This is a genomic window from Burkholderia sp. AU18528, from assembly GCF_002223215.2.
GTDB lineage: Bacteria > Pseudomonadota > Gammaproteobacteria > Burkholderiales > Burkholderiaceae > Burkholderia > Burkholderia semiarida.
In genome coordinates this window covers 1,406,188-1,429,373 of record NZ_NKFC02000004.1, presented here as the reverse complement: position 1 = coordinate 1,429,373, position 23,186 = coordinate 1,406,188, and the positions used below count along the sequence as shown (strand labels likewise).

Genomic DNA, 23,186 nt, shown 5'->3' with positions numbered 1-23,186 from the left:
GCGATCGGCGGCTTGGCGGCGGACGTGTTGCCGACTGACAACACGTCCGCGGATCTGCCGGTATTACAGGTGGCTGTCCAGGAATGCGGTGAGCTGCGACTTCGACAGCGCGCCGACCTTCTGCGCGGCAGCCGCGCCGTTCTTGAACAGGATCAGCGTCGGGATGCCGCGCACGCCGAACTTCGCGGGCGTGGCCTGGTTGTCGTCGACGTTGATCTTCGCGATCTGCAGCTTGTCGCCGTAGTCCTTCGCGACTTCGTCGAGGATCGGGGCGATCATCTTGCACGGGCCGCACCATTCGGCCCAGAAATCGACGAGTACGGGCTTGTCGGACTTGACGACGTCCTGTTCGAACGATGCGTCGCTGATGTGTTTGATCTGTTCGCTCATTGGGTCAATACCTCTTACGGTTCGGGGACTGCCTGCTTGCGCGTTGCGGCGAACCGGCCGCCGTAGGCTGCCGGCCGCCGCGGCAGGTCACTCCGCCTTTCCGGAAAGGAGGGGCGTAAGCGCTGCATCCGCGGCTCGCGGGTCGTTCGGGCGTCATATTAGCCTAAATTGCTATCCGCTGCGGGCGGCGATAGTAGCCGCTACGCGAGTAGGGGTACGACGCGACGTTCGACCATCGTGCCATGCAGGTGGAGGCCGGTTCGCCAATTGCAAGGGGCGCGCCGCATGCAACGTATCCGAATGGACGACGGGCCGGTTTGCCCGGCGACATTCGCATTGATGCGAACAAACGGTCGCATTCGTCCGGAAGCGGTGATAGAATATGCCGTGACGGGCCTCCTCGCATGGTGGGGCGGTGAACCTGGTCAGGTCGGGAACGAAGCAGCCACAATCGTTTTCCGCCAGTGCCGAGGGTTGGGCTCGTCACCTTCCTTCTCGCCCCGTTCGCCGGGCGTTTTTTATTTCCGCGTCACACTCCGTTCGACCTGTGCGTTGCCCGTGTTCCGCACCGTTTCGCGTGTCGGCGCGACGCAGCGTTACTGATACAATTTCCCGATGACCTATCAAGTTCTCGCACGCAAGTGGCGTCCGAAGGATTTCGCTTCGATCGTCGGCCAGGAGCACGTCGTCAGGGCGCTCACGCACGCGCTCGATGGCGGGCGCCTCCATCACGCCTATCTGTTTACCGGAACCCGCGGTGTCGGCAAGACGACGCTGTCGCGGATCTTCGCGAAGGCGCTCAACTGTGAAACCGGCGTCACGTCGCAGCCGTGCGGCGTGTGTCGCGCCTGTCGCGAGATCGACGAGGGCCGTTTCGTCGATTACGTCGAGATGGACGCGGCGAGCAACCGCGGCGTCGATGAAATGGCCGCGCTGCTCGAGCGCGCGGTGTATGCGCCCGTCGATGCGCGCTTCAAGGTCTACATGATCGACGAAGTGCACATGCTGACGAACCACGCGTTCAACGCGATGCTGAAGACGCTCGAAGAGCCGCCGCCGCACGTCAAGTTCATCCTCGCGACGACCGATCCGCAGAAAATCCCCGTCACTGTGCTGTCGCGCTGTCTGCAGTTCAACCTGAAGCAGATGCCGGCCGGACACATCGTGTCGCATCTCGTGCAGATCCTCGGCGAAGAGCGGATCACGTTCGAGCCGCAGGCGTTGCGCCTGCTCGCGCGCGCCGCGCAAGGCAGCATGCGCGATGCGCTGTCGCTGACCGACCAGGCGATCGCCTATTCGGCGAACGAGGTGACCGAGTCGGCGGTGTCGGGCATGCTCGGCGCGCTCGACCAGACCTACATGGTGCGCCTGCTCGACGCGCTCGCGGCCGGCAGCGGCCCGGAAATCCTCGCGATTGCCGACGAGATGTCGCTGCGCAGCCTGTCGTTCTCGACCGCGCTGCAGGATCTCGCGAGCCTGCTGCACCGGATCGCGTGGGCGCAGTTCGCGCCGGGCTCGGTGCTCGACGAGTGGCCGGAAGCGGCCGATCTGCGCCGTTTTGCGCAGACGCTGAGCCCCGAGCAAGTCCAATTGTTCTATCAGATCGCGACGGTCGGGCGCGCCGAGCTCGGCCTGGCGCCGGACGAATACGCCGGATTCACGATGACGCTGCTGCGGATGCTCGCGTTCGAGCCGGCCGTTGGCGCCGGCAGTGCGCCGGGCGGCCAGCCGTCCGTGCCGCCGCGTGCCGTGCCGGCCCCGCGTGCTGCCGCGGCGCCGGCCGCCGCCGCCGCGGCGAAGCCGGTATCGGCCGCGCCCGCCAGCGCAGCGCGTCCGCAAGTTGCGACGCCGGCCTCACCTGCCGTGCCGGTCGCACGTTCGGCGCCGGCGCAGTCGGGCGACGAAGCCGGGCGGTCGGCCGCCAAGCCGGCTGCCGTCCCGTCGCCGGCGGAGGCGGAGGCGGCAGCGCCGGCACCGGTCGCGGCCGACGCACACGCCATCGTGCCGCCGCAGCCGGAAACGAAAGCAGCGCCCACCGGCGACGTGCCGGCATCCGCCCGCAAGGAACCCGAGCCGCCTGCCGTTGCCGCCGTGCAGCGAAACGACGAGCCGGCGCCGCAGGCCGAACCGGTGCCGCGCGCCGCGTCGCCCGAGCCGGCCGCCGCGCGTCCGGCGGCGCGCGCCGGCGGTGCCGCCGCCGCGCTCGACGTGCTGCGCAATGCAGGGATGCGCGTGTCGTCGGACCGCGGTCGTGCAGGCGCTGCGGCCAAGCCGGCGGCGGCCCAGCCGGCCGCCGAGAAGCCGGCTGCGCCGCGGCCGGCCGTGCAGGTGCCGACGCCGCGTGCCGCCGCCCGCGCGCCGCAAGCCGCCGACGCGCGCCAGTCGTCGCCGCCGTGGGAGGACATCCCGCCCGACGACTACGTGCCGCTCAGCGCCGACGAAATGTTCGGCGGTTCCGACGACGGCTTCGTGCCGGTGTTCGACAGCGGTCCCGACGATGTGCGTGTGACGCCGAAGCCGGCGGACGCACGTCCGGCCGCGCCGATCGACACGCGCCCGCTACCGCCGGCGATCGCGCTCGATCCGATCGGCTTCGACGGCGAATGGCCGGCGCTGGCCGCGCGGCTGCCGCTGAAGGGTGTTGCATACCAGCTCGCGTTCAACAGCGAGCTGACGGCCGTCGATGCGAGCGCGTTGAAACTGTCCGTGCCCGTGCCGCAGTATGCGGACGCCGCGCAGGTGGCGAAGCTGAAGGCCGCGCTGGCCGATGCGCTCGGCAAGCCGGTCGAGGTGACCGTGGAGGTCGGGCCCGCACGGCGCACCGCGGCGGCGCTCGATGCGGCCGCGCGCGCGGCACGCCAGCGTGAAGCCGAGCAGGAGATTCACGGCGATCCGTTCGTCCAGCAGCTCGTGCGCGAGTTCGGTGCGCGCATCGTCGAGGGGTCGGTGCGTCCGCTCGCCGATTCCGCGCCGGACGGCGCGCCACCTACACTCCATTGAACTGAGCGCCCCGCGACAGGCACAATCACGCCCCGCACACATTGGCCGGCACGCGCCGCGTGCCGGTTTTCACACGATCGAGAAGGAGTATTCCCATGTTGAAAGGCAACCTCGCCGGACTGATGAAGCAAGCGCAGCAAATGCAGGAAAACATGAAGAAGATGCAGGAGCAGCTTGCGGTGATCGAGGTCGAAGGGCAGTCGGGCGCCGGCCTCGTCAAGGTGACGATGACGTGCCGCAACGAAGTGCGCCGCGTGTCGATCGACCCGAGCCTGCTCGCGGACGACAAGGACATGCTCGAGGATCTCGTCGCCGCTGCGTTCAACGACGCGGTGCGCAAGGCCGAAGCCACGTCGCAGGAAAAGATGAGCGGCATGACGTCGGGCCTGCCGCTGCCCCCGGGCTTCAAGCTGCCGTTCTGAGCTTGGCGTCCTTGGCACCGTTTGCCGCCGTATGAAACAGCCGTCCGCCCTGTCCGCTCTCGTCGAAGCGTTGCGCGTGCTGCCCGGCGTCGGGCCGAAATCCGCGCAGCGCATGGCGGTTCACCTGATGCAGCACGACCGTGAGGGCGCGGAGCGGCTCGGCCGGTCGCTGCTGTTCGCGACCGAGCACCTGCAGCATTGCGAAAAATGCAACACGTTCACCGAAGCGCAGATCTGCGAGGTCTGCAGCGACGAGGAGCGTGATCCGACGCTGCTGTGCGTCGTCGAGACGCCCGCCGACCAGATCATGCTCGAGCAGACGATGACCTACCGCGGGCTGTATTTCGTGCTGATGGGGCGACTGAGCCCGCTCGACGGAATCGGTCCGAAGGAAATCCATTTCGACCGCCTCGTGCGGCGCGCGTCCGACGGCGTCGTCAAGGAAGTCGTGCTCGCGACCAACTTCACGAACGAAGGCGAAGCCACCGCCCACTATCTCGGCCAGACGCTCAAGGCGCGCGGGCTGGCGGTCACGCGTCTCGCGCGCGGCGTGCCGGTGGGCGGCGAGCTCGAGTACGTGGACGCGGGCACCATCGCCCGCGCGATGCTCGATCGCCGCACGATGTAAGCCGGGCGCCGCCTGCTAGCGGCGCCGTTCCTCATGCCAGGGAGACACATGAGCACCAGCCAGGGCCCGCTCGCGGGCGTCAAAGTGCTCGAATTCGGAACGCTGATCGCGGGGCCGTTCGCGTCGCGGCTGTTCGCCGAATTCGGCGCGGAAGTGATCAAGATCGAGGATCCGAACGGCGGCGACCCGCTGCGCAAATGGCGCAAGCTCTACCCGGAGCAGGGCGGCACGTCGCTGTGGTGGTCCGTGCAGGCGCGCAACAAGAAATCGGTCACGCTGAACCTGAAAGCCGACGCCGGCAAGGCGATCGCGCGGCAACTCGCGAGCGAGGCCGACATCGTGATCGAGAACTTCCGTCCGGGCCTGCTCGAAAAGCTCGGGCTCGGCTACGACGTGCTGTCGGCCGACAATCCGGGCCTCGTGATGGTGCGCCTGTCCGGCTACGGGCAGACGGGCCCGTACCGCGACCGGCCCGGCTTCGGCGCGATCGCCGAATCGATGGGCGGGCTGCGCCACATCACCGGCTATCCGGATCTTCCGCCGCCGCGCATCGGCATCTCGATCGGCGATTCGATCGCCGCGCTGCACGGCGTGATCGGCGCGCTGATGGCGCTCCATCACCGCAAGGTCAACGGCGGCGCGGGGCAGGTGGTCGACGTTGCACTGTATGAAGCCGTCTTCAACATGATGGAAAGCGTGGTGCCCGAATACGGTGTGTACGGGATGGTGCGCGAGCGCACCGGCGCGTCGCTGCCGGGCATCGTGCCGTCGAACACGTATGCATGCCGCGACGGCAGCATCGTGATCGGCGGCAACAGCGACCCGATCTTCAAGCGGTTGATGAAGGCGATCGAGCGCGACGACCTCGCCGACGATCCCGCGCTCGCGCAGAACGACGGGCGCGTGCCGCGCACGCAGGAAATCGACGACGCGATCGCCGCGTGGCTCGCGCCGCGCACGATCGACGAGGCGCTCGGCGTGCTGAACGCGGCCGACGTGCCGGCCGGACGCATCTACAGCGCGGCCGACATGTTCACCGATCCGCAGTTCGTCGCGCGCCAGATGATCCAGCGGTTCAAGCTGGCCGACGGCACCGACATTCCGCTGCCGAACATCACGCCGAAGCTGTCGGCCACGCCGGGCGAAACGCGCTGGCTCGGGCCCGAGCTCGGCGAGCACACCGACGAGGTGCTGCGCGGCCTCGGCTACGACACGCAGGCGATTGCCGCACTGCGCGAGGCGGGCGCGATCTGAGCGCAGCCGGCCCGGCGCTTCGCGCCGGGCTTCCCGACGATGGTATTCCGTCGACGAGACTTTCGTCGGGGCGGCAAATCGGGCGACACGGTGTTTTCCCCAGCGCGCGGAACGCCGCCGCGCAGTACGGCGGCGCATCGCCCGCCCATGCGTATACCCGCCCGCCTGCGGTGGCTGGACTGTCGCTCTCGCGCCATCCTTCCTCGGTTACAATCGCCGGATGCGAATCCTACTCAGCAACGACGACGGCTATCTCGCCCCTGGTCTCGCCGCGCTCAGCGAAGCGCTGCAGCCGCTGGCCGAGCTTACGGTGATCGCGCCCGAGCAGAACTGCAGCGGCGCGTCGAATTCCCTCACGTTGTCGCGGCCGCTGTCGGTGCAGCGCGCAGCGGGTACGGGTTTCTTCTACGTGAACGGCACGCCGACCGATTCGGTGCACGTCGCGCTGACGGGGATGGCCGATGCGAGGCCGGACATCGTCGTGTCCGGCATCAACAACGGCCAGAACATGGGCGAAGACACGCTCTATTCGGGGACAGTTGCAGCCGCCACCGAAGGCATCATGTTCGGCGTGCCGGCCATCGCGTTCTCGCTGGTCGACAAGGGCTGGACGCATCTGGCCGACGCCGCGCGCGTCGCCGCGGAAATCGTCGCGCACTACCTCGCGCATCCGCTGCCGGGCCAGCCGCTGCTGAACGTCAACATTCCGAACCTGCCGTACGATCAACTGAAGGGCTGGAAGGTCACGCGCCTCGGCAAGCGTCATCCGTCGCAGCCGGTGATTCGCCAGACCGACCCGCGCGGCGAGCCGATCTACTGGATCGGCGCCGCGGGAGAGGCGCTGGACGCCAGCGAAGGCACGGATTTCCATGCCGTCGCGAACGGTTTCGTGTCGATCACGCCGCTGCAGCTCGATCTCACGCATACGCAGATGCTGCCCGCGACGCGCGAATGGGCGCGCGCCGGAGGGCGGGCTTCATGAGCGGCGAGCGCGCGAAGCGGTTCCCGCTCGCGCTCGAAGATCTCAAGCGAGCGCCACGCAAGTCGGAAAAAGGCCGGGCCGGCGAACGCCAGACGGCGGGCGCGGTGCCGAAGGCCGCCGACAAACCCGCGGCCGCGCTGAAACCGGTCGCGGTGAAACCGGTTGCGGTGAAGCCGGCCGCCTTGCGTGCGCCGCAGCCGGGCATCGCCGCCGCGAAGCCGGCGACCGCACCGAAGCCTACCGCACTGAAGCCTGCGCTGCCGAAGCCGGCCGCGCCGAGTGTCGCGCCGGCCGGCGCGTTCGCGCTTACGTCGGAACGTGTGCGCGAGCGGATGGTCGAACGCCTGCGCGCGAACGGCGTGACCGATGCGCGCGTGCTGGACGCGATGGCCGCGGTGCCGCGCCACCTGTTCGTGGATCCGGGGCTCGCGACGCAGGCCTACGAGGATTCGGCGCTGCCGATCGGCCACCAGCAAACCATTTCAAAGCCGTCGGTCGTCGCGCGCATGATCGAGCTCGCGATGGCCGGCCGCACGCTCGAGCGCGTGCTCGAGATCGGCACGGGCTGCGGCTATCAGGCCGCCGTGCTGAGCCACGTGGCACGCGACGTGTATTCGATTGAACGCATCAAGCCGCTTTACGAGCGCGCGAAGCTGAACCTGCGGCCGCTGCGCGTGCCGAACATCCGTCTGCACTACGGCGACGGGCGTGTCGGCCTGCCGTCCGCGGCCCCGTTCGACGCGATCGTGATCGCGGCGGCGGGGCTCGACGTGCCGCGCGCGCTGCTCGAGCAACTCGCGATCGGCGGGCGGCTCGTCGCGCCTGTCGGTGCGCAGAGCGGACAGCACCAGGTGCTCACGCTCGTCGAGCGCGTCGCGCACGCGCAATGGCGAGAGTCCCGGCTTGATCGCGTTTTCTTTGTCCCTTTAAAATCCGGAGTGATTTGAAACCGATGAGTATGTTGCGCGCGATGCAAAACAACCGATCCAGGGAACCGCTCACGCTCGCCCAGCGCGCGATCTGTGTGGCTGCTTTCTCCACGCTGCTGGCCGCCTGTGCGACGCGGCTCGACAACGCGCCCGTCGTCGATCGCTCCGGGGCGCTCGGCACGAGCACCGCCGCGCAGCCCGCGGTGCCGCTCGGCCCGCCGCCGCCCGGCTTCTATCGGGTGAAGCCGGGTGACACGCTGTACCGGATCGCGCTCGAGAACGGGCAGAACTATCGAGACATCGCGTCGTGGAACAATCTGGCGAACCCGAACCAGATCGAAGTCGACCAGTTGCTGCGTGTCGCGCCGCCGGGCGGCGCCGCGGTCGCGGGCGCGCCGGCCACCGCACCGATCGCCGGTGGTGCGGTCGCGACCGCGCCGCTGAGCAGCGGCCCGGCCACGCCGGCTGCCGGCACGTCGTCGGCGCTTGCCGCCACGCCGCCGGCCGCGGCAACCGGATCGAGCGATACGGCCGCGGCCCCGAGCGGCCCCGTGACGTTCGCGTGGCCTGCGCGCGGCCCCGTGCTGAACGGGTTCGACGATGCGAAGAACAAGGGCGTCAATATCGGCGGGACGGCCGGCGAGGCCGTGAAGGCAGCAGCAGACGGGCGCGTCGTTTACTCCGGCAACGGGCTGCGTGGTTACGGCAACCTCATTATCATCAAACACGATGCAACTTACCTCACGGCGTATGCACACAATCGCGCTTTGATGGTAAAAGAGGGGGACGCGGTAACGAAGGGGCAGAAGATCGCCGAGATGGGTAACAGCGATGCCGACCGCGTGATGCTGCATTTCGAGGTTCGCCGGCAGGGTAAGCCTGTCGATCCGCTGAAGTATTTGCCGCCTCAATAACCGAGACGACCATGCCGAAATCGAAGCGCCACGAGCCGCAAGCCGAGTCTGAGAAGATCAGTCGTGCCACGCAAGCATCGGTGGGGCGAGCAGGTGCTTCGACGGACGACGAAGACGACGTCGCGGAAAACGAACGCGATCTTGAGGCACGCGACGCCGACGCCGACGCGGACGGTGGCGACGACGAGCGCGAAGGCCGCCAGGAAGCAGTTCCCGACGTCGACGATTTCCGCACGCTGCTGCAGGCCGAGCTCACGGCCGACACGATCCAGCATTACCTGAACCGCATCAGCGTGAAGCCGCTGCTGACCGTCGAGGAAGAGCAGCGCTATTCGCGCCTCGCGAAGGCCGGCGAATTCGAAGCGCGGCAGGTGATGATCGAGCGCAACCTGCGTCTCGTCGTCAGCATCGCGAAGGGGTACCTGAACCGCGGCGTGCCGCTGCTCGACCTGATCGAGGAAGGCAACCTCGGCCTGATGCATGCGATCGAGAAATTCGACCCGACGCGCGGGTTCCGTTTCTCGACCTATGCGACGTGGTGGATCCGGCAGAGCATCGAGCGGGCAATCATGAACCAGGCCCGCACGGTACGCCTGCCCGTGCACGTGATCCGCGAACTGAACCAGGTGCTGCGCGCGAAGCGCCACCTCGAAAAGAATTCGATGTCGACGGGCGAGGCGGCCGAGCGCCGCGAAGCCAGTATCGACGACATCGCCTATCTCACCGGCAAGACCGCCGAGGAAGTCACCGATATCCTCGCGCTCAACGAACACACGGCATCGCTCGACGCGCCGCTCGACCTCGATCCCGCGAGCAGCCTGCTCGACCTGCTGCCCGACGACCAGAGCCAGTCGCCCGACGCCGAGGTGCAGCACCGCGAGCTCGAAACGCTGACGCGCGCGTGGCTGTCGCGGCTGTCCGACAAGCACCGGCACGTGATCGAGCGCCGCTTCGGCCTGAACCACATCGAACCGGCGACGCTCGAGGAGCTTGCCGACGAGATGGGGCTCACGCGCGAGCGCGTGCGCCAGATCCAGCAGGAAGCGCTGGTGCGCCTCAAGCGGTTCTTCGCCTCCAACGGCGTGCGCAAGGACGCCGTTCTGTAACTGATGACTCCGATTCTCGTTTTTGACATCGAGACGATTCCCGATGTCGACGGCATCCGCCGTCTGGAAGACCTGCCCGCGACGCTCGACGATGCCGCAGTGGCCGAACATGCGTTTGCCGCACGCCGCGAGAAGACCGGCGGCGATTTCCTGCCGCACCATCTGCAGCGGATCGCGGCGATCTCGTGCGTGTTCCGCGACAACAACGGTTTTCGCGTGCGCTCGCTCGGGACGCCGCAGGACAACGAAGCCACGCTGATCCAGTCGTTCTACCGCGTGATCGAGAAATACACGCCGCAACTCGTGTCGTGGAACGGCGGCGGTTTCGATCTGCCGGTGCTCCATTACCGCGCGCTCGTGCACGGCATTCCCGCCACCCGCTACTGGGATCTCGGCGAGGACGACCGCGAATTCAAGTGGAACAACTACATCTCGCGCTATCACTCGCGGCATACCGACCTGATGGACGTGTTGGCGATGTATCAGGCGCGCGCGAACGCGCCGCTCGACGCGCTGGCGAAGCTGTGCGGTTTCCCGGGCAAGCTCGGGATGGACGGCAGCCAGGTATGGCCGGCGTTCCGCGACGGCCGGATCGACGAAATCCGCAACTATTGCGAAACCGACGTCGTCAACACCTACCTGCTGTATTGCCGGTTTCAGTTGATGCGCGGCGGGCTGACGCCGAGCGAGTACGCGGACGAAATCCTGCTCGTGAAGAACGCGCTCGCGCTGGAGCCGGCGCCGCACTGGGCCGAATACCTGGCCGGCTTCGACGCGTAGCGCGGGCGGCGGCGCCGCAACCTGCGCGTTCAGGCCAGCTCGAGCAGCACCGGCTGGTGATCGGACGCGCGTACGTCGCCGTCGATCTCGCAGCCGGTGACGCGCGGCAACAGCGTGTCGGTCACGAACACGAAATCGCACGCGAGCGGGCCGTCCGACCATTGCACCGTATCGTAGACGCCGGCCGTCGGCGGCGGCGTACGACCGGGATGCAGCGCGACCCACGCGTCGACGAAACGCGGCGCGTCGGCAATCGGCTCCAGAAAGCGTCGGTATGCCTCGCTGCCGAATGCGCTGTTGAAATCGCCGCAGACGATCGCGTCGCGCGGTTGTCCGGTCGCGTTGAACGGCCCGTCGGCGGTTTCGGCGGGCGCGGGGTGGTCCGCGTGCGCACAGGCCTCGCGATGCCGGGCGCGTAACGCGTCGACCTGTGCAAGCCGCTGGCGCGCCGAGTAATACTCCAGATGCGTGGTGATCACGCGCAACGGCCCGAAGGGCGCCTGCAACTCGATATCGAGCGCGACGCGCGGCATCGACGGCGCGCCGGCGTCGGCGGGCCACGGCAGCAATTGGCGCAGCACGCGCCCGACCGGCAGCCGCGTCGCGATCGCATTGCCGAACTGGCGGCGTGCTCCACCGGGCCGGATGGCAGGCAGGTCGGCGCCGATGGCCTCGACGATCGTATAGCCGGGCAACAGCGCCGCGAGTTCGGCGAACTGATCCGGGCCTGGCCGGCCGGGCAGTGCGTCGAAGCCGCGCGTGACTTCCTGCAGGCACAGCACGTCGAAATCGCCGAGCCGGCGGATGGCTGCGACGGTGCGCGGAAGATCGACGCCGCCGTCCGCGTCCCGGCCCCATTGGATGTTCCAGTCGATCAATCGCATGGTCGAACCTCCTGTCGGGCGGGTAGGGATGTTGGGCCTCGGACGTTGCCTCGGCTGATTCCGTGGCCCACGCCGGCCGCGGGCGAATCGGAAAGCCGCGTCGAGCGGCCGTCCGGGCCCGCGCCGCATGGTTTATGCCCGCGTGCCCGATGCGTGCCTCATCCAAAGCACGCGGCGAGGGCCTGCGTCGTCTACAATCTCGCCTTCTTCAACGTTTGTCAGGAAAAGCTGGTGTCCGAAGCCGTCCCCACTTCTGCGCGCAAATCGAAAAATGCGCCCGTTCCGCCCGGGCCTGCACCGGTTCTCGAGATCGAATCGCTCGACATGGAAGCGCGCGGTGTCGGCCGCACGGTGACCGAGGACGGCCAGCCGGGCAAGGTGATCTTCGTCGAAGGCGCGCTGCCGGGCGAGCGCGTGACCTATTCGAGCTATCGCCGCAAGCCGAGCTACGAGCAGGCGACGGTCGTCGACATTCTGCGCCCGAGCGTGATGCGCACGCAGCCGAAATGCAAGTTCTTCGGCACCTGCGGCGGCTGCTCGATGCAGCATCTCGACATGCGCGCGCAGGTCGCGGTCAAGCAGCGCGTGCTCGAAGACAATCTGTGGCACCTGGCGAAGCTGCGCGCGGAAACGATGTTCGCGCCGATCCACGGCCCGTCATGGGGCTATCGCTACCGCGCGCGCCTGACCGTGCGCAACGTCGCGAAGAAGGGCGGCGTGCTGGTCGGATTCCACGAGAAGAAGAGCAGCTACGTCGCCGACATGACGAGCTGCGAAGTGCTGCCGCCGCACGTGTCGGCGATGCTCGTGCCGCTGCGCCGGCTCGTCGAGGGGCTGTCGATTCGCGACCGGATGCCGCAGATCGAACTCGCGGTCGGCTCGGCCGTCACGGCGCTCGTGCTGCGCGTGCTGGAGCCGATCAACGCGGACGACGAAGCGCTGCTGCGCGCGTTCGCGGACGAGCACAAGGTGCAGTTCTGGCTGCAGCCGAAGGGGCCGGACACGGTAACGCCGTTCTATCCGCTCGACGTGTCGCTCGATTACACGCTGCCGGAATTCGGCATCCGCATGCCGTTCAAGCCGACCGACTTCACGCAGGTCAATCACCAGATCAACCGCGTGCTGGTGGGCCGCGCGCTGCGCCTGCTCGCGCCGTCGCGCGACGACCGCGTGCTCGACCTGTTCTGTGGAATCGGCAACTTCACGCTGCCGCTCGCGCGGCTGTCGCGCGAAGTGATGGGCATCGAGGGCAGCGACACGCTGACCACGCGCGCGCTGGCGAACGCGCGCGAGAACGGTGTCGACGGCCACACGACGTTCGCGTGCCGCAACCTGTTCGAAGTGACGGGCGACGATCTGCGCGCGCTCGGCGCATTCGACAAGTTCCTGATCGACCCGCCGCGCGAAGGCGCGCTCGCGGTGTCGAAGGCGCTGGCCGAGATCGCGCAGAGCGGCGAAGGCCCGCTGCCGAAACGCATCGTCTACGTGTCGTGCAACCCGTCGACGCTCGCGCGCGATGCGGGCCTGCTCGTGCACGAGGCCGGCTACCGCTTGAAGGGCGCTGGTGTCGTGAACATGTTCCCGAATACGTCGCACGTCGAATCGATGGCGCTGTTCGAGCGCGACTGAGCCGGGCGTCGGACGTAAAAAAACCGGCCCGCGGGCCGGTTTTTTCATGGGTGCGCAGCGAACGTCAGTTGCGGTTGCCGCCGAAGATGCCGAGCAGCGCGAGCAGGTTCGTGAACACGTTGTACAGGTCGAGGTAGATCGCGAGCGTGGCCGAGATGTAGTTCGTCTCGCCGCCGTTCACGACGCGCTGGACGTCGAACAGCATGTAGGCCGAGAAGATCGCGATCGCGAGCACCGACACGGTGAGCATCAGCGCCGGCAGTTGCAGGAAGATGTTCGCGACCGACGCCAGCAGGATCACGATCACGCCCATGAACAGCCACTTGCCGAGCCCCGAGAAGTCGCGCTTGCTGACGGTGGCGATCGTCGCCATCACGGCGAAGATGATGCCGGTGCCGCCGAACGCGAGCATGATCAGCGACGGGCCGTTCGAGAAGCCGAGGATGAAGCTCAGCAGCCGCGACAGCATCAGGCCCATGAAGAACGTGAAGCCGAGCAGCACGAACACGCCGGCCGCGCTGTTTTTCGTCCGCTCGATCGCGAACATGAAGCCGAACGCGATCGCGAAGAACGCGAGCAGGCTCATCATCGGGCTCGTGGCCGCGAACAGCGAGAAGCCCGTCGCGACGCCGACCCAGGCGCCCAGCACGGTCGGCACCATCGACAGCGCGAGCAGCCAGTACGTGTTCCGCAGCACGCGGTTGCGAACCTCGGCGGTGCTGACGGAACCGCCGCGGCCGAAATTGTACGGATAGTCGTTCATGGTTTCTCCTAACATTGAACGCGTGGGCGTCCGGGGCCGGTTCGGCGCGCGCGATGTGCGGCGCAGCAAACCGGGGCAGCTATGGCTAAGATACGTTCCGTGCCGCGAGGTTTCAATGGCTCGGCGGAACAAAACATATGGATTCTGAACCTTTCATTCGTGTAAGGGTTCAATCGCAATGATACACGGGATCGTGCTACAATAGCGGATTCATTTGAACCTGTAACTTCTTAATTTTTTGGAGTTTTTATGGCAATCGAGCGCACCCTGTCGATCATCAAGCCGGATGCGGTGGCAAAGAACGTGATCGGCCAGATCTACAGCCGTTTCGAAGGCGCCGGCCTGAAGATCGTCGCAGCGCGCATGGCACACCTGTCGCGTGCTGACGCAGAGAAGTTCTACGCAGTCCACGCGGCACGTCCGTTCTTCAAGGATCTCGTCGATTTCATGATCTCGGGCCCGGTGATGATCCAGGTTCTGGAAGGGGAAGGCGCGATCCTGAAGAACCGCGACCTGATGGGCGCGACGGATCCGAAGAAGGCGGAAAAGGGCACGATCCGGGCCGACTTCGCCGACAGCATCGACGCGAACGCCGTGCACGGCTCGGACGCTGCGGAAACGGCAGCGGTCGAAATCGCGTTCTTCTTCCCGGAAATGAACGTTTACTCGCGTTAAGCCCTGGCTGACAGCAAGTAGGCAGGATTCAGCGCACGCGGCAAGGCAGCACATCATGACGAGCGAAACTTCCGTCAATCTTCTCGACTTCGACGCCGAGGGTCTTGTCGCGTACTGCGGCAGCCTGGGCGAGAAGCCGTTCCGCGCCAAGCAGTTGCAGCGCTGGATCCACCAGTACAACGCCGGCGACTTCGACGGCATGACCGATCTCGCGAAGTCCCTGAGGGAAAAGCTCAAGGGCCGCGCGTCGATCGTGATGCCGGATATCGTCAGCGATCACGTTTCCACCGACGGTACACGCAAGTGGCTGATCGACGTCGGAAACGGCAATGCGGTCGAAACCGTGTTCATCCCGGAAGAGACGCGCGGCACGCTGTGCGTGTCGTCGCAGGCCGGATGCGCGGTGAACTGCCGCTTCTGTTCGACGGGCAAGCAGGGCTTCTCCCGCAACCTGTCGACAGCCGAAATCATCGGCCAGCTCCGGATGGCCGAATTTGCATTGCGAGCGTCGCTGGGCCGCGCGCCCGGCCCGAACGGCAAGGCCGAGCGGGTCGTCACCAACGTGGTGATGATGGGCATGGGCGAGCCGCTCCTGAATTACAGCGCGGTCGTGCCCGCGATGCGGCTGATGCTCGACGACAACGCGTACGGCCTGTCGCGCCGTCGCGTCACGCTGTCTACATCGGGCGTGGTGCCGATGATGGACCGCCTCGGCGCCGAGTTGCCGGTCGCGCTGGCCGTTTCGCTGCATGCGCCGAACGATGCGCTGCGCGACGAGCTGGTGCCGCTCAACAAGAAGTATCCGCTTCGCGAGCTGATGGCTGCGTGCCAGCGTTATCTGAAAGTCGCGCCGCGCGACTTCATCACGTTCGAATACTGCATGCTCGACGGTGTCAACGACACCGAAGCGCATGCGCGCGAACTGCTGGCCGTCACGCGCGACGTGCCGTGCAAGTTCAACCTGATCCCGTTCAATCCGTTTCCGGAATCTGGCCTGATCCGTTCGAAGCCAGAGCAGATCAAGCGTTTCGCGCAGGTCCTCATCGACGCGGGCGTCGTCACGACCGTGCGCAAGACCCGCGGCGACGACATCGACGCCGCGTGCGGGCAACTGGCCGGCGCGGTGAAGGACCGCACGCGCCTCGCGGAACGGACGGGCGCGGCAGGAAAGATCATCGAAGTTCGGGCAGTTTGACGGGGACGCCTAGTCGGGGACGCCCAGTCGGGGACGCCTAATCGGGGGCGCGTAGTCGGGGGCGCGTAGTCGGGGACGCCTGGTTCGGGGCACCTGCCCAGGGTGCCCGAACCGTTTGGCGGTGCAACACGCGAATAGCGATCGGTCGCGGCGCCTCGGCGCCGCGCAGGGTATGAACCGTTGCGGGTGCCGGCCGGCAGGAGCCGGCGGCACCCGCCAGTGAAGAAGAATCGACGCGAGGACAAGGATGAGTGAGCCGCAGCCGTCTAACGGCGCAGAGACGAATGCCGCGAAGCCGGCACCGGCGGGACTGGAATCGCTGGCGGAGGTCGGCAGCCGGCTGGCGCAGCTTCGGGAGACGAAGGGCTGGTCGGTCGACGACGTGTCGGCGCGACTCAAGGTCGCACCACAGAAACTCCGGGCGCTCGAGGCCGGCGACATCAGCCATTTGCCTGGCGTGACGTTCGCGCTCGGCGTCGTGCGCAGCTACGCGAAGATGCTCGGCGTCGATCCGGAACCGTTCGCGCAGGCGCTGCGCCGCGAGCGCGGGGTGCCGGAAGTCGACCTGTCGATGCCTGCGTCGTCGGGCACGGATCTGCCGCGCGGCCGCGTGTCGATTCCGCTGGGCGGTTCGTCGCGCCACCATCCCTGGCTGTGGGGAACGGGGATCGTCATCGTCGCGGTGGTCGCCGCACTGATGTGGCACACTGGCGGCGATTCGTCGAGCCTGCTCGCGCGCTTCAAGGGCGGCGACGCCGAACATGCGTCGGCCGCGAGCGCGGCGGCAGCGTCCTCCGCTGAAGAAGCGGCCCCGAACGGTGCGTCGGCGGCGGTGGCGAATGAGGTTCCGGCCCCGGCTGCCGCGTCGGCGGCCCCGGCGCAGGCGATTGCATCGGCTGTCCCGGCGCCCGCCGCCCCGGTCGCGACGGCTGCGGCATCGCAGCCCGTGGCGGCAACGGCGGCGGCAAGCATGGCCGCGCCGGCCCAGCCGGCGAGCGTCGCGGTCGCGGCGGGCCAGTCGATGGTCGAACTGAAGGTCAAGCAGGATTGCTGGTTCAGCGTGCGCGACAAGAATGGCAAGGAGCTGTTCTCGGCGCTGGTGCGCGCCGGCGAAACGAAGCAGGTCGCCGGTGACGGACCGTTCAAGGTCACGATCGGCAACAAGGCCGGCCTCGACGCGGTTGCGTTCGACGGAAAACCGGTCGATCCGGCAAAATATTCGGCAGCGCGGGGTAACGTGGCGCGGTTCACGCTGCCCTGACGTCAAGCGCCGTGGCGAAGGCCTGCCGTCGATATCGGCGGGCCGTGAGGGCACGGCGCTTTTTCAATTCATGCGCCGCGTCGCGGCGCATTCCGCGTAAATGGATCTATCGATGCAATCCGAAGCTCAATCCCCACGCAGCAGTCAGATTTGTTCAACCGAGCCGGTGTTCGGCGGGCATCAGCCGCGCCGCGTATCGCATGCGGTGGATGTCCGCTGGGGCGGGCAACTCGTGACGATCGGCGGCGACGCGCCGGTGCGCGTGCAGTCGATGACGAATACCGACACGGCCGACGCGATCGGCACGGCGATCCAGATCAAGGAACTCGCGAATGCGGGCTCCGAGCTGGTGCGCATCACGGTCAACACGCCCGAAGCCGCGGCCGCCGTGCCGGCGATTCGCGAGCAGCTCGACCGGATGGGCGTGACGGTGCCGCTCGTCGGCGATTTCCACTACAACGGCCACCTGCTGCTGCGCGACTACCCGGGCTGCGCGGAGTCGCTGTCGAAGTACCGGATCAACCCCGGTAACGTCGGCCAAGGCGCGAAGCGCGACACGCAGTTCGCGCAGATGATCGAGGCTGCGGCGAAGTACGACAAGCCGGTGCGGATCGGCGTGAACTGGGGCAGCCTCGACCAGGATCTGCTGGCGCGCATGATGGACGAGAACGCCGCGCGCGCGCAGCCGTGGGACGCGCAGAGCGTGATGTACGAGGCGCTGATCCAGTCGGCGATCGGCTCGGCCGAGCGTGCGGTGGAGCTTGGCCTGGGGCGCGACCGCATCGTGCTGTCGTGCAAGGTCAGCGGCGTGCAGGACCTGATCGCCGTGTACCGCGAACTCGGCCGCCGCTGCGGCTTCGCGCTGCACCTCGGGCTGACCGAGGCCGGCATGGGCTCGAAGGGCATCGTCGCGTCGACGGCGGCGCTCGGCGTGCTGCTGCAGGAAGGGATCGGCGACACGATCCGCATTTCGCTGACACCGGAGCCGGGCGCGTCGCGCACGGGCGAAGTGATCGTCGGCCAGGAAATCCTCCAGACGATGGGCCTGCGCTCGTTCGCGCCGATGGTGATCGCGTGCCCGGGCTGCGGCCGTACGACGAGCACGCTGTTCCAGGAACTCGCGATGCAGATCCAGACGTATCTGCGCGAGCAGATGCCGGTCTGGCGCAAGGAGTATCCGGGCGTCGAGAAGATGAACGTCGCGGTGATGGGCTGCATCGTCAACGGCCCGGGCGAATCGAAGCACGCGAACATCGGCATCAGCCTGCCGGGCTCGGGCGAGAACCCGGCCGCGCCCGTCTTCATCGACGGCGAAAAGGTCAAGACGCTGCGCGGCGAGCGGATCGCCGAGGAATTCCAGCAGATCGTCAGCGACTACGTCGCACGCAATTACGGCCGCACCGAGGCCCTGAACTAATTCGTCCACACACACGAACGATGACTGAACAGAAACGCAAGATCGAGAAGCTCACCGGCGTCAAAGGCATGAACGACATCCTTCCGCAGGATGCCGGCCTGTGGGAATTCTTCGAAGCTACCGTGAAATCGCTGCTGCGCGCGTACGGCTACCAGAACATCCGCACGCCGATCGTCGAACATACGCAGCTCTTCACGCGCGGCATCGGCGAAGTCACCGACATCGTCGAGAAGGAGATGTACAGCTTCACCGACGCGCTGAACGGCGAGAACCTGACGATGCGCCCGGAAAACACCGCGGCCGTCGTGCGTGCGGCGATCGAGCACAACATGCTGTACGACGGCCCGAAGCGCCTGTGGTACATCGGCCCGATGTTCCGTCACGAGCGTCCGCAGCGCGGCCGTTATCGCCAGTTTCACCAGGTCGGCGTCGAGGCGCTCGGCTTCGCGGGTCCCGATGCGGATGCCGAGATCATCATGATGTGCCAGCGCCTGTGGGACGACCTCGGCCTGACCGGCATCAAGCTCGAGATCAACTCGCTCGGCCTCGCCGAAGAGCGCGCCGCGCACCGCGTCGAACTGATCAAGTACCTCGAGCAGTTCGCCGACGTGCTCGACGAGGACGCGAAGCGCCGCCTGTACACGAACCCGCTGCGCGTACTCGACACGAAGAATCCCGCGCTGCAGGAGATCGCGCAGAACGCGCCGAAGCTGATCGATTTCCTCGGCGACGAATCGCGCGCGCATTTCGAAGGGCTGCAGCGCCTGCTGCTCGCGAACAACATTCCGTTCAAGATCAATCCGCGTCTCGTGCGCGGCCTCGATTACTACAACCTGACCGTGTTCGAGTGGGTGACCGACAAGCTCGGCGCGCAGGGCACGGTCGCGGCCGGCGGCCGCTACGATCCGCTGATCGAGCAGCTCGGCGGCAAGCCGACCGCCGCGTGCGGCTGGGCGATGGGCATCGAGCGCATCCTCGAGCTGCTGAAGGAAGAGGATCTCGCGCCCGAGCAGGAAGGCGTCGACGTATACGTCGTGCACCAGGGCGAAACCGCGCGCGAACAGGCGTTCATCGCGGCCGAGCGCCTGCGCGACACGGGCCTCGACGTGATCTTCCACTGCAGCGCCGACGGCGCGCCGGCGAGCTTCAAGTCGCAGATGAAGCGGGCCGATGCAAGCGGCGCTGCGTTCGCGGTGATCTTCGGCGAAGAAGAGGTCGCGAACGGCACGGTGGGCGTGAAAGCGCTGCGCGGCGCGGGCGCGGAAGGGGAAAAGAACGTTCAGCAGACCGTACCGGTCGAAAGCTTGACCGAATTCCTAATCAATGCGATGGTTGCATCCGCCGAAGACGGCGACGACTGATCGCGCTGGCATCCGCTCGACAAGAAAAGCTGAACAGGAAGGAATCGCTCGCCGATGAGTTATCACGACGAACAAGAATCGATTGAAAGTCTCAAGGCGTGGTGGGCCCGCTGGGGCAACCTCACCACGTGGATCGTGCTCGCGGCGCTCGTCGTCGCGGCCGGTTTCAACGGCTGGAACTACTGGCAGCGCCGTCAGGCCGCCGAGGCATCCGGGCTGTACGAACAGGTTCAGAAGGCGGCCGCCGCGAACGACAAGGCGACGATGGCCCGCGCGGCTGCCGACATGGAAGACAAGTTCGGCAGCACGCCGTATGCGCAGATGACGGCGCTCGCGGCCGCGAAGACGCTGTACGCGACCGGCGATGCGGCAGGCGCGAAGGCGCAGCTGCAATGGGCCGCCGAGCACGCCAAGGACGAAGAGTACAAGCAGATCGCGAAGCTGCGGCTCGCGTCGCTGCTGCTCGACGAGAAGGCGTACGATGCAGGCCTCGCGCTGCTGTCGGGTACGCCGGTCGATGCGTTCAAGGGCCTCGTGGCCGACCGCCGCGGCGATCTGCTGGCCGCGCAAGGCAAGACCGACGATGCGCGCGCGGCTTACAAGCTTGCGCTCGACGGCCTGTCGAAGGACGACCAGTCGGCACGCCAGCTCGTGCAGTTCAAGCTGGACGCGCTCGGCGGCTGAATCCCGGCCCCCTCAACCTCTTAACTCTGCTTCGCTAACCGATGAATTTGCTGAAACGTTACGCTGTGCCCGTTGCCTGCGCGGCGGCTGTCCTCGCTTTGGCGGCTTGCTCGTCGTCGAAGGACGCGCGCCGCGTGCCGACGCCGCTCACCGAGTTCAAGCCCGTGATGGACGTGCAACAGGTCTGGAAGGCGAGCGTCGGCAAGGGCGGACGCTACCTGTTCTCGCCGGTGGCCGTGGGCGACGCCGTCTATGCGGCGGGCGAAAACGGTTCGGTCGAGAAGATCGACGCGAAGACGGGCCAGACGCTGTGGCGCTCGAAGGTGGGTTCGGACCTGTCGGCCGGTGTCGGCAGCGACGGCAACCTGACCGCGGTCGGTGCGTTGAAGGGCGGCGTGTTCGTGCTGGGTCCGGACGGCAAGCAACTGTGGAAGACCACCGTGCAGGGCGAGATCTTCTCGCCGCCGCTCGTCGGCAATGGTCTCGTGATCGTGCGCACGATCGACGGCCAGGTGATCGCGTTCAACGCGCAGACGGGCGAGCAGAAGTGGAACTACCGCAACCGTGCGGTGCCGCTGAACCTGCGCGTGTCGGCCGGCATGACGTTCGCGGGCGACGCGGCCGTGCTCGCGGGCTTCCCGGGCGGCGGTCTCGTCGCGATCAACCTGCAGACGGGCGAGCCGTTCTGGCAGACCCCCGTGTCGTTCCCGAAGGGTGTGACCGAGGTCGAGCGCATCAACGACGTCAGCGGCCCGCCGACGCTCGTGGGCGCGGAAACCTGCGCGGTGACGTTCCAGGGTCAGCTCGGCTGCTTCGATGCGAACTCGGGCCGTCCGCTGTGGGAAAAACCGTTCTCGAGCCGCAGCGGCCTCGCGCAGGACGATTCGGTGGTCGCCGGCGGCGACGACTGGTCGGTCGTCACCGCGTACGACGCGGCCACGGGCAACCAGCTGTGGCGCAACGACAAGCTGAAGAGCCGTGACGTCGGCGTGCCGTACCTGCTCGGGCACGCGGTCGTGATGGGCGATTACAAGGGCTTCGTGCATTTCCTGTCGCGCGAAGACGGCAGCTTCATCGCGCGAATGAAGACTGACGGCAGCGCGATTACGGCGGCGCCGGTTCTCGCCGGCAATACGCTCGTCGTGCAGACGAAGGACGGCGGCCTGTACGGGTTCCGTCCGCGCTGACACGCGGGAAACAGGCGGGGCCGCGGTGCGGCGGGCCGGTCCCGCGCGCCGCGGCCCCGCGACTTGAAGGCGGCCGGCGTTCCCGGCCGCTCGGTATTTGAAAGGCAGTTCGAGACGAAAGACGACGGCGCGCGACGCGCGCCCGGCGCGCGCATCCGGCGCGGCGCGAATTCGTGATATTTTCATTCAGCGCAGCCGCCCGCAGCAGCGGGCCTCCCGCTGCTGCGCTTCACCGTAGAAAACACAGATGAAACCGGTCATTGCCCTCGTTGGGCGCCCCAATGTGGGGAAATCCACGCTGTTCAACCGGCTCACGCGCTCGCGCGATGCGCTGGTCGCCGACTTGCCGGGCTTGACGCGCGATCGCCATTACGGCGAAGGGCGCGTCGGCGAACGGCCCTACCTGGTCGTCGATACGGGCGGCTTCGAACCCGTCGCGAAGGACGGCATCCTGCACGAAATGGCGCGCCAGACGCGGCAGGCCGTCGAGGAAGCCGATGTCGTCGTGTTCATCGTCGACGGCCGCAACGGGCTCGCGCCGCAGGACAAGTCGATCGCCGACTACCTGCGCAAGACCGGCCGGCCGATCTTCCTCGTCGTCAACAAGGCCGAGGGGATGAAGTACACGGCGGTCGCCTCCGAGTTCTACGAGCTGGGGCTCGGCGATCCGCGCGCGATCTCGGCCGCGCACGGCGACGGCGTGACCGACATGATCAACGAGGCGCTCGAAGTCGCGTACGCGGGCCAGCCCGAGGAAGCGGACGAGGATGATCCGTCGCGCGGCATCAAGATCGCGATCGTCGGCCGTCCGAACGTCGGCAAGTCGACGCTCGTCAACGCGCTGATCGGCGAGGACCGCGTGATCGCGTTCGACATGCCGGGCACGACGCGCGATTCGATCTACGTCGACTTCGAGCGTAACGGCAAGAAATACACGCTGATCGACACGGCCGGCCTGCGCCGCCGCGGCAAGGTGTTCGAGGCGATCGAGAAGTTCTCGGTCGTGAAGACGCTGCAGTCGATCTCCGACGCGAACGTCGTCATTCTTCTGCTGGATGCGCAGCAGGACATTTCCGACCAGGACGCGCACATCGCCGGCTTCGTCGTCGAGCAGGGCCGCGCGCTCGTGATCGGTGTCAACAAGTGGGACGGCCTCGACGACCACGCGCGCGACCGCGCGAAAGCGGATTTGACCCGCAAGCTGAAATTCCTCGACTTCGCGAAATCGCACTTCATTTCGGCCGCGAAGAAGACGGGTATCGGCGCGCTGATGCGCTCGGTCGACGACGCCTACGCGGCGGCCATGGCGAAACTGCCGACGCCGAAGCTCACGCGCGCGCTGATCGAGGCCGTCGAATTCCAGCAGCCGCGCCGTCGCGGCCCGGTGCGTCCGAAGCTGCGCTACGCGCACCAGGGCGGCCAGAATCCGCCGATCATCGTGATTCACGGCAACGCGCTCGACGCGGTGACGGAAACCTACAAGCGCTACCTCGAAAACCGGTTCCGCGAAACTTTCTCGCTGACCGGGACTCCATTGCGCATAGAGTTCCGTTCGTCGAACAATCCGTACGCGGACAAGGGCTGACGCATGGCCCGCCACGGCTAGGCCGGAAGGCCTATGCACCGGGCGGGGCAGGCAAAATCAGCTATAGTGTAGCGATTGGCGCCGGATCTCTTTTTCTTCGCCGCCAATCCAGATCAACCTGCAAAAAAAGATGGAGTACG

At 67.1% G+C, this 23,186-nt stretch carries 21 protein-coding genes and 1 other RNA gene; 19 read left to right on the top strand and 3 right to left on the bottom strand.

From position 1 onward, the window contains the following. Nucleotides 1-63: 63 nt before the first annotated feature. Complete coding sequence (trxA, locus tag CFB52_RS09360) at nucleotides 64-390, bottom strand: thioredoxin TrxA (protein WP_006402348.1); 327 nt, start codon at nucleotides 388-390, stop codon at nucleotides 64-66. 389 nt (nucleotides 391-779) lie between these two features. Here trxA and ffs point away from each other — a divergent pair. The 10 genes from ffs (at nucleotide 780) to CFB52_RS09310 (ending at nucleotide 10,405) form a co-directional block, all read left to right on the top strand. Beyond that, an RNA gene (ffs, locus tag CFB52_RS09355) (signal recognition particle sRNA small type) lies at nucleotides 780-878 on the top strand. A 127-nt stretch (nucleotides 879-1,005) separates the two neighbouring features. Then, nucleotides 1,006-3,390: a DNA polymerase III subunit gamma/tau gene (locus CFB52_RS09350; protein ID WP_099316462.1), complete on the top strand. Its 2,385-nt coding sequence runs from the start codon at nucleotides 1,006-1,008 to the stop codon at nucleotides 3,388-3,390. 95 nt (nucleotides 3,391-3,485) lie between these two features. Next, entirely contained in the window at nucleotides 3,486-3,812 is a 327-nt protein-coding gene (locus CFB52_RS09345; protein ID WP_099316461.1) for a YbaB/EbfC family nucleoid-associated protein, read from the top strand. A gap of 31 nt (nucleotides 3,813-3,843) precedes the next feature. Further along, a complete protein-coding gene (gene recR / locus CFB52_RS09340) occupies nucleotides 3,844-4,440 on the top strand; it encodes a recombination mediator RecR (protein WP_006478665.1) in 597 nt (198 codons plus the stop codon). Between the two features lie 48 nt (nucleotides 4,441-4,488). Then, nucleotides 4,489-5,694, top strand: a complete 1,206-nt coding sequence (locus CFB52_RS09335) for a CaiB/BaiF CoA-transferase family protein (RefSeq protein WP_059585302.1) — start codon at nucleotides 4,489-4,491, stop codon at nucleotides 5,692-5,694. A gap of 220 nt (nucleotides 5,695-5,914) precedes the next feature. Continuing rightward, a complete protein-coding gene (gene surE, locus CFB52_RS09330; protein ID WP_059585303.1) occupies nucleotides 5,915-6,676 on the top strand; it encodes a 5'/3'-nucleotidase SurE in 762 nt (253 codons plus the stop codon). Then, on the top strand, nucleotides 6,673-7,623 hold the full coding sequence (locus CFB52_RS09325; RefSeq protein WP_059585330.1) for a protein-L-isoaspartate(D-aspartate) O-methyltransferase: 951 nt from the start codon (nucleotides 6,673-6,675) through the stop codon (nucleotides 7,621-7,623). Before surE ends, CFB52_RS09325 begins: the two co-directional genes overlap by 4 nt. Before the next feature lie 5 nt (nucleotides 7,624-7,628). Continuing rightward, entirely contained in the window at nucleotides 7,629-8,519 is an 891-nt protein-coding gene (locus tag CFB52_RS09320) for a peptidoglycan DD-metalloendopeptidase family protein (RefSeq protein WP_059585304.1), read from the top strand. 11 nt (nucleotides 8,520-8,530) lie between these two features. Further along, nucleotides 8,531-9,625, top strand: a complete 1,095-nt coding sequence (rpoS, locus tag CFB52_RS09315) for an RNA polymerase sigma factor RpoS (protein WP_060316434.1) — start codon at nucleotides 8,531-8,533, stop codon at nucleotides 9,623-9,625. A gap of 3 nt (nucleotides 9,626-9,628) precedes the next feature. Continuing rightward, nucleotides 9,629-10,405: a 3'-5' exonuclease gene (locus CFB52_RS09310; protein WP_059645787.1), complete on the top strand. Its 777-nt coding sequence runs from the start codon at nucleotides 9,629-9,631 to the stop codon at nucleotides 10,403-10,405. Between the two features lie 29 nt (nucleotides 10,406-10,434). Here the strand turns inward: CFB52_RS09310 and CFB52_RS09305 are convergent, their stop codons facing one another. After that, nucleotides 10,435-11,289 (bottom strand): endonuclease/exonuclease/phosphatase family protein, encoded by an 855-nt coding sequence (locus CFB52_RS09305; protein WP_059585307.1) that lies wholly within the window; start codon nucleotides 11,287-11,289, stop codon nucleotides 10,435-10,437. Between the two features lie 324 nt (nucleotides 11,290-11,613). Here CFB52_RS09305 and rlmD point away from each other — a divergent pair, with 324 nt between their 5' ends. Beyond that, nucleotides 11,614-12,918, top strand: coding sequence for a 23S rRNA (uracil(1939)-C(5))-methyltransferase RlmD (gene rlmD, locus CFB52_RS09300; protein ID WP_264160244.1), 1,305 nt, complete (start codon nucleotides 11,614-11,616; stop codon nucleotides 12,916-12,918). 64 nt (nucleotides 12,919-12,982) lie between these two features. On the opposite strand, the gene CFB52_RS09295 is transcribed toward rlmD, so the two are convergent. Further along, nucleotides 12,983-13,681 (bottom strand): Bax inhibitor-1/YccA family protein, encoded by a 699-nt coding sequence (locus tag CFB52_RS09295; RefSeq protein WP_059585309.1) that lies wholly within the window; start codon nucleotides 13,679-13,681, stop codon nucleotides 12,983-12,985. Between the two features lie 249 nt (nucleotides 13,682-13,930). Between CFB52_RS09295 and ndk the strand changes: the two genes are divergently transcribed. The 8 genes from ndk to der all read left to right on the top strand — a co-directional run bounded on the left by ndk (nucleotide 13,931) and on the right by der (nucleotide 23,046). Further along, entirely contained in the window at nucleotides 13,931-14,356 is a 426-nt protein-coding gene (gene ndk / locus CFB52_RS09290) for a nucleoside-diphosphate kinase (RefSeq protein ID WP_040144283.1), read from the top strand. 55 nt (nucleotides 14,357-14,411) lie between these two features. Then, nucleotides 14,412-15,551 (top strand): 23S rRNA (adenine(2503)-C(2))-methyltransferase RlmN, encoded by a 1,140-nt coding sequence (gene rlmN, locus CFB52_RS09285; protein ID WP_027812035.1) that lies wholly within the window; start codon nucleotides 14,412-14,414, stop codon nucleotides 15,549-15,551. A gap of 247 nt (nucleotides 15,552-15,798) precedes the next feature. Beyond that, the gene (locus CFB52_RS09280) at nucleotides 15,799-16,812 is read left to right on the top strand and encodes a RodZ domain-containing protein (protein WP_099316460.1); all 1,014 of its coding nucleotides are present in this window, start codon (nucleotides 15,799-15,801) and stop codon (nucleotides 16,810-16,812) included. Between the two features lie 112 nt (nucleotides 16,813-16,924). Then, nucleotides 16,925-18,229, top strand: coding sequence for a flavodoxin-dependent (E)-4-hydroxy-3-methylbut-2-enyl-diphosphate synthase (gene ispG, locus CFB52_RS09275; protein ID WP_059585331.1), 1,305 nt, complete (start codon nucleotides 16,925-16,927; stop codon nucleotides 18,227-18,229). A 20-nt stretch (nucleotides 18,230-18,249) separates the two neighbouring features. After that, nucleotides 18,250-19,590, top strand: a complete 1,341-nt coding sequence (hisS, locus tag CFB52_RS09270; protein WP_059645729.1) for a histidine--tRNA ligase — start codon at nucleotides 18,250-18,252, stop codon at nucleotides 19,588-19,590. A 54-nt stretch (nucleotides 19,591-19,644) separates the two neighbouring features. Continuing rightward, nucleotides 19,645-20,274 carry a tetratricopeptide repeat protein gene (locus CFB52_RS09265; protein WP_099316459.1) on the top strand — a complete coding sequence of 210 codons (630 nt, stop codon included), beginning with the start codon at nucleotides 19,645-19,647 and terminating at the stop codon, nucleotides 20,272-20,274. Nucleotides 20,275-20,315: 41 nt separating this feature from the next. Next, nucleotides 20,316-21,461, top strand: a complete 1,146-nt coding sequence (bamB, locus tag CFB52_RS09260) for an outer membrane protein assembly factor BamB (protein ID WP_059645732.1) — start codon at nucleotides 20,316-20,318, stop codon at nucleotides 21,459-21,461. Between the two features lie 247 nt (nucleotides 21,462-21,708). Next, a complete protein-coding gene (gene der / locus CFB52_RS09250; RefSeq protein ID WP_059585312.1) occupies nucleotides 21,709-23,046 on the top strand; it encodes a ribosome biogenesis GTPase Der in 1,338 nt (445 codons plus the stop codon). Nucleotides 23,047-23,186: the final 140 nt, after the last annotated feature.